Source organism: Paracoccus sp. MBLB3053, assembly GCF_031822435.1.
GTDB classification, from domain to species: domain Bacteria; phylum Pseudomonadota; class Alphaproteobacteria; order Rhodobacterales; family Rhodobacteraceae; genus Paracoccus; species Paracoccus aurantius.
This window is the reverse complement of sequence record NZ_JAVQLW010000001.1, coordinates 246,027-252,500: the sequence shown is the minus strand read 5'-3', so window position 1 is coordinate 252,500 and position 6,474 is coordinate 246,027. Positions and strand designations below refer to the sequence as shown.

The following is a 6,474-nucleotide window of genomic DNA, read 5'->3' as shown; positions in this document are numbered from 1 at the left end:
AATTGTCTGTGAAGATGCAGACTTCCCGCGGTTAGACGGAAAGACCCCATGCACCTTTACTATAGCTTCGCACTGGCATCAGGATTGTGATGTGCAGGATAGGTGGTAGGCATCGAAGCAGTGACGCCAGTCGCTGTGGAGCCATCCTTGAGATACCACCCTTCGCACTCTTGATGTCTAACCGCGGCCCGTTATCCGGGTCCGGGACCCTGCGTGGTGGGTAGTTTGACTGGGGCGGTCGCCTCCCAAAGAGTAACGGAGGCGCGCGAAGGTTGGCTCAGAGCGGTCGGAAATCGCTCGTTGAGTGCAATGGCAGAAGCCAGCCTGACTGCAAGACTGACAAGTCGAGCAGAGACGAAAGTCGGCCATAGTGATCCGGTGGTCCCGAGTGGAAGGGCCATCGCTCAACGGATAAAAGGTACGCTGGGGATAACAGGCTGATGATGCCCAAGAGTCCATATCGACGGCATCGTTTGGCACCTCGATGTCGGCTCATCTCATCCTGGGGCTGGAGCAGGTCCCAAGGGTATGGCTGTTCGCCATTTAAAGAGGTACGTGAGCTGGGTTTAGAACGTCGTGAGACAGTTCGGTCCCTATCTGCCGTGGGTGTAGGATACTTGAGAGGAGTTGCCCCTAGTACGAGAGGACCGGGGTGAACGTTCCACTGGTGGACCAGTTGTCGTGCCAACGGCAGTGCTGGGTAGCTATGAACGGACAGGATAAACGCTGAAGGCATCTAAGCGTGAAGCCCCCCTCAAAACAAGGTATCCCTTGAGAGCCGTGGAAGACCACCACGTCGATAGGCCGGAGATGTAAGTGCAGCAATGCATTCAGTTGACCGGTACTAATGGCTCGATTGGCTTGATTTGATCCGGAAGAAGACAGATCAATCTGTCACGCTTCCAAAAGCATCCTTGGACAACCGAAACCCTGCAAAGGGTAACGCCGATCCGTTTCTTTCCCGGTCTGGTGGCCAAAGCACGAGCAAAACACCCGATCCCATCCCGAACTCGGCCGTTAAGTGCCGTCGCGCCAATGGTACTGCGTCTCAAGACGTGGGAGAGTAGGTCACCGCCAGACCTGGAAAGAAACGGTTCTCTCAAAACGATGAAAAAACGCCGAAAACCAGGCAAAACGGCGCGGGGTAGAGCAGCCCGGTAGCTCGTCAGGCTCATAACCTGAAGGTCGCAGGTTCAAATCCTGCCCCCGCAACCAAACTTTACTGCAAGATAACAAACACATAGGCCGCCCTCTGGCGGCTTTTGCGTGTCGCGTCGTGTTGCAAGCGCGTCCCGACCGCTCCCCAAAGATTCCAAAGGCTTACAGCCGTTCCGATTTCTTCCGTGCAACACGGATGCGACAAGGGATGGGGTGGATGTTCCGCAGGCGTTCGCGGCCACCAGCGATTGCCATCTTGGCCGATTGCCGCCTTTCCGGATTGACCGCCGGCCGCGGATTCACGATCATTCCCATATGCTTCCATTTTCGACCGAGTTCCCTGTAATCCCCAGCGACAACCGCGGGCTGCCTTCGTGGCGGAAGTGGTCGCTTGGATCCGCGGTATGCAGCATCAGACTGTGCTTTCGAGTAAGTCTGAGGCTGAGCTTGACAGAGCTAATGTTCACATCCGCTCGAATAGCGGCGAAGAACTCCGCATGCGGGAGTTGCGAACCGGAGATGCCTGGACTGCCATCGGTATTCGGCACGACCTTCCCGATGATCTCGGGCGTGTTTGGCGAACGGAGTGCGTCCTGAAACGTGCTTCCGCAGAGGGTGGGCAGGACCTGGTCCGCCTTCGGACCCAGTGCATCGCTACAACACCGGGCGCACGACTTGACACCCCGCGAAAGCCGTACCTGATCAAGGCGCTCTTGAAAGACGGTTGGGGAGGAAAAGACCAGCAGTTCAGTGTCACCGACCAGCCTGTTTGGCTTGAGAACAATGATGCAGGCCTTGCTTCAGCGAAATCAGTGACTCTGGGCGATGCGGCGAAATGGCTTCCAACCGTCTACATGTCTGCGACTGGGGTATCTTCCTGGCTGCTCAGCCAGCGGGAAATTGAGAAGCTTTCCTATGACCTCGGCGGGATCGCGCATGTCGTTGTCGAAACAGATCGAGCGTTCTCGTTTCAGCTTCGCGACGAGACCGAGGGCCGCAACGCCTATGGGGGGACGATTGGTTTGTCAGTTCCCGGACAGGGTATCGTTAGGCGATACTATCTGGGTGGCAGATCCAAGACGGTAGAGAGCTGGCTACCGCGATTGTGGCAGCGGCGTCGTCCTTGCGGAGTCAGATGCCAGCCTTCGGATGGGACTGGACGGAGCTGCAGGAGCAGGCTCTCCGCGTTCAGCGTGAGCGTGAGAAAGATAGCCAGACCGAGGCAGAATGGAACCAGCTGCACCAAGAGCAGATCGACAACCTGCATGACAGAATCCGTGAGCTTGAGCAGCAGTTCAGCGCAATTCCTGCTGCGAGCCTCGGCACGGATGAGGCCGAGTTCTCCACCGACAATCTAGTTCAGAGGGTCGGTCCGGAGGTTTATTCTGGCGAGATATCCGATAGGCTCCGACTTGCGGCAAAAACGACGTTGTCTGTCGCAGACCAGATCGGGCTTGACGCAAGGTCCAAAGCTATTTTTCAGCGTGTTGTCGAACGCTTACCCGCGTCGCCCGCGCTCGCCGAACTCTCACAGGATCTTGCGCGAGCAACCAAAGACCCCAAGCGGGTTGCCAGTGAACTGACTTCGCTCCTCGCCCGGCATGGCTATACGGAGAAGTCAGACAACAAGCATATCCGACTTGAAGCGAACAAGGGTTTTGACGGCCTGGACTCCATCACGCTCCCGAAGACCCCGAGCGAGAAGCAATGTCGTCCAGATCATTCTCATCCGGTGTCGGAATTCGTTGCCAGTCGAGCGTTTCGCCGATGGACCGAGCAATGGCACAGAATACGGGAGGGCGCGGATCAACATCTGTATGTCGCCGCTCGATAGCGAGGATGTAAGTCTTTTGCGCTGTATTGAAAAACGTATTCCTGGGCAGCTGGATGGACGCGATGATGTTGCATTCGCGTAACCGGCCTGCGCGCCTCGGAACTGCGCACCCTGCGCTGGCAGGACGTGGATTTCGAGATGGGCTTCGTCTACGTGCGCCAGCGCGCCGACGCCTACAACCAGATGGGTGAGCCGAAATCGCGCGCGGGCTATCGCGACATCCCGGCCGGGTCGATGGTGCTGAACGCCCTGCGCCGCTGGAAACTGCGCTGCCCGAAGAGCGACCTCGGGCTGGTGTTCCCCGCGCCGCGCGGCGGCGTCCTCCAGCACACCAACACGCAGTCCCGGTTCCGCAAGCTGCAGGAGCAGGTCGGCGTGAAGCTGCGCTGGCACGACCTGCGCCATTTCGCGGTATCGCTCTGGATCGAGCAGGGCATCTCGATCAAGGAGGTGATGACCTTCGCGGGCCATTCCTCGATCCAGATGACCATGGAGCGCTACGGCCACCTGTTCCCGTCGCCCGACCACCAGAACGCCATGGCCGAGGTCGAGGCCAAGCTGCTGGGGTGACCGATTCCGAGCGGCGGCTGCTGGATGCTTCGCCCGGTTCACCCGTATGGCCGGGATCGGCCCTCACCAACGCCCCTGTGGCGGGGCTTGGAGCCGCTCTATCGAAATGGCTCAGGCTCATAGGCCGCCTTGGCCATCACCTTGCTGGCATCCCCGCGGAATCGATAGCGGCCAATCATGTCGCCGCTGGCGGCGTCGTCGACCTCCTGCACCCGATAGAGCGTAAGGCTCTTGTCGCTGTTGGGCTTGAGCTGGAAGACCCGGCCGTTCTTGCGGTAATAGAAGAATTTCGAGCCCTTGATCTGGGCCCATGGACAATCGGCGTAGGACAGGGGTCGCCGCTCCCGCTCCAGTCGCGCCGCTTCCGACCGCCGCTCCGCCTCCGCACGCTCCTCGTCGCGCAGGCGCTGCCACTGCGCGCCTACACAATCCGCCAGCCGCCCGATGATGGCGGGCATTTCCGTGCCAGCCTCTTTCTCGGCCTGGTAGATGGCCAGACATTCGGCCTCGAGCTTCGGTTCCGGATCTCCGAGGTATTCCTCCTCGATTATGGCCTTCATGCGCTGCTCGATATCGGTCATCGTCAGGGCAGGGCCAGGCAGGCCATTCAGGAAGGCGAGCATGTCGTCCTTCGGGATCCAGCACTCTATCGCCGAGGCCAGGACCTTGTCCCGCGGGCCTTCCCATGTCTTCCAAATGGAACTGTCCTGATCCAGTCTCGTGATGATCTCGAGGGCCAGCTTGGCCAGGGAGCGCTGCTCTCGCATATGACGCAGGGAAGGGCTGCGCACATAGTCGGCCAATAGACTGTAACCTATTGAGGTTCGCTGATTCATGAACATGCGGGGCTTTCCCGTTTATTCCCAATGGTTTGCGTCTGCTCCGTGCGACACTACGCTGACGTCGCCCACCCAAAATCTCTCTAAATATTTGCTTTTGAAAGACTATTCTGGCCCCGTCGGGTTGCCTCATAACCTGAAGGTCGCAGGTTCAAATCCTGCCCCCGCAACCAAAAATCAAAATACATCAATACACAAAAAACGCCCCAAGGGGCGATCTCCGCGTTCGAGGGAATTCGGCCCCCTTCCGAACGAACACCGAACTCACCACCATGACCTCAGCCAGAAACGTGCCGCGCTCTGATGTAGGTGCGCCACGGCCTGCTCTGCTCCCTGAACTTTCTACCGCCCGAAGGCAGAGTCTTCTGGCTTCGCTCAGGGGGACGGGTTGGTGACGCCCCCCGATTTCGTCAGCATGATCGGAACCTTGTTACCGATCGAGCCGTGTGGCCGTTCCTCGTTCTAGTACCTACGCCAAGCCTCCAGCTTTTCGGTCGCATCCGCAGGGCTCATGAACCAGCGTGTGTCCAAGCACTCAGACCTCAGCTTGCTGTTCTCGATGAAGGGATTGTCGGTCGGCTTTCCAGGGGCGAGAAGCCGAGGACGCCGCCGCGCTGGTAGGCTAAGAGATCCATGTCGCGCGACACGAACTCTGTTCCCTGATCGACCCTGATCGTCTTCGGCGACAGGCCGTCCGGATCGACACCGCTGCACATCCCGCGAACGACTTCGCGCTTGCGACCAGGCTTCAGGGCTTTCGGCGAATGACCTCCGTTCGCATGTTCTCTCGAACCAGTGGCGTTCACATGCTCACCATCTCCCGGTCCAAGGTCAGGTTGGTCACGATCTTCTTCAGGCGGGCGTTCTCGTCCTCGAGATGCTTCAGCCGCCGCATCTCGTCCGGCATATTTCTTCTTCCAAGCAAGGTAGGTCGGCTGGCTGATCCCGTTGGGCGCTGCGATCGATCCCCTGGATCAATCGCTTGACGCTTCAACTGCGGCAGATCTCGGCTACTGGGGTTCCTTCCTCGCCCTGCTTCAGGGTGAACGCCTTCTGCGCGTCCGAAAACTTGCTCGCCTTTATACGATTCCGCTCCTCTCCCGGCCGGGAAAGCGTAGCGGAAAACTCCAGGTTCAAACGGTCCGGTTTCCGGGGATCAGAGCAGATCACAGGTGGATCAGCCACCTTTTCTCGCCCGACAGTCTTCGTGCCGATCCCGGTGTCCGCCACCTTCCCTGATCATATCGGCGACGCGACGCAGGTCTGCTCCACGCCCTCGGTCAGCCGGGGAATGACGCAATCGAAGACGATGTCGCTGCCGATGGCATAGAACGAGGTGGGCGGGCGAAGCGCGTCCGAAAGTCTCGTGACGGCCGAGCTCATCGTCAGGGATTGCGGCCCCGCTCCTATGATCAGGGGGGCGACGGAAACCTGCATGCGGTCCAGCTGCCCGGCCTCGAGGAAACCGGCAATCGTGGTCCCGCCGCCTTCGACGAGGATCGACGAAAGGCCGGTTTCCTGAAGTCGCGGCAGGATCTCGGCCGGGTTGATCCAGCCAGCGCGTGCGCCCAGCCGCAGGATCTCGACGCCATGCGGCCTGGGCCTGTCGATCCCCTGAACCACGATCCGGCGTGCTCCGTCCGAGCGAAAGACCGTGGCGTCATCGGGCAGGCGGCCCTTGGGGTCGATGATGATGCGTGCCGGGTTCCGACCCGTGCAAAGACGAACGGTAAGCCTTGGCTTGTCCAGAAGCGCAGTCTTGACGCCGATCACGATGCCATCGACCAGTGCCCTGAGCCGATGAAGATGCGCCAGCCCGTCCGGGCCCGAAACGCTGGCCGAATCTCCGGAAACCGTGGCGATCCGGCCATCGAGGGATTGCCCGATCTGCGCCACGACCCGCGCATCGCCATCTCGGCGCGCGACGGGGCCGTAAAGGGCCAGTGCCGCGCGCTCGGCTTTCGTCCAGCCGAAATCGCCCGGCGGGCGTGCCCCGTTCCTGATGGCCAGAATGTGGTTCCAGATGCGTGGGGTAACTTCGACCGAGCGCATGACCGCGTTGTCTTTCATGGT

The 6,474-nt window shown here is 59.9% G+C and carries 4 protein-coding genes, 1 tRNA gene, 2 rRNA genes and 1 pseudogene (1 of these 8 cut by a window edge); 5 read left to right on the top strand and 3 right to left on the bottom strand.

The genetic code is table 11. The features are described from left to right. From RGQ15_RS01280 to RGQ15_RS01260, 5 genes are all read left to right on the top strand, one after another. Nucleotides 1-869: ribosomal RNA gene (locus RGQ15_RS01280) — 23S ribosomal RNA — on the top strand (it extends 1,962 nt beyond the left edge of the window). A gap of 96 nt (nt 870-965) precedes the next feature. Next, nucleotides 966-1,080: ribosomal RNA gene (gene rrf, locus RGQ15_RS01275) — 5S ribosomal RNA — on the top strand. A 58-nt stretch (nt 1,081-1,138) separates the two neighbouring features. Then, nucleotides 1,139-1,215: transfer RNA gene (locus tag RGQ15_RS01270), tRNA-Met, on the top strand. 1,078 nt (nt 1,216-2,293) lie between these two features. Continuing rightward, nucleotides 2,294-2,992, top strand: a complete 699-nt coding sequence (locus RGQ15_RS01265) for a hypothetical protein (protein ID WP_311158403.1) — start codon at nt 2,294-2,296, stop codon at nt 2,990-2,992. A gap of 72 nt (nt 2,993-3,064) precedes the next feature. Then, nucleotides 3,065-3,562 (top strand): tyrosine-type recombinase/integrase, encoded by a 498-nt coding sequence (locus RGQ15_RS01260; RefSeq protein WP_311161007.1) that lies wholly within the window; start codon nt 3,065-3,067, stop codon nt 3,560-3,562. 98 nt (nt 3,563-3,660) lie between these two features. Here the strand turns inward: RGQ15_RS01260 and RGQ15_RS01255 are convergent, their stop codons facing one another. From RGQ15_RS01255 to RGQ15_RS01245, 3 genes and pseudogenes are all read right to left on the bottom strand, one after another. Continuing rightward, a complete protein-coding gene (locus tag RGQ15_RS01255) occupies nt 3,661-4,404 on the bottom strand; it encodes a hypothetical protein (RefSeq protein WP_311158402.1) in 744 nt (247 codons plus the stop codon). Between the two features lie 372 nt (nt 4,405-4,776). After that, nucleotides 4,777-5,084, bottom strand: a pseudogene (locus tag RGQ15_RS22360) (integrase core domain-containing protein); the annotation flags it as partial. A 556-nt stretch (nt 5,085-5,640) separates the two neighbouring features. Beyond that, on the bottom strand, nt 5,641-6,471 hold the full coding sequence (locus tag RGQ15_RS01245) for a RibD family protein (protein ID WP_311158401.1): 831 nt from the start codon (nt 6,469-6,471) through the stop codon (nt 5,641-5,643). Between the last annotated feature and the right edge of the window lie 3 nt (nt 6,472-6,474).

Coding starts and splice junctions, on each gene's coding strand:
- RGQ15_RS01255 (WP_311158402.1), bottom strand. CDS start 4,404: ATGTTCATGAATCAGCGAACCTCAATAGGTTACAGTCTATTGGCCGAC.
- RGQ15_RS01265 (WP_311158403.1), top strand. CDS start 2,294: ATGCCAGCCTTCGGATGGGACTGGACGGAGCTGCAGGAGCAGGCTCTC.
- RGQ15_RS01245 (WP_311158401.1), bottom strand. CDS start 6,471: ATGAAAGACAACGCGGTCATGCGCTCGGTCGAAGTTACCCCACGCATC.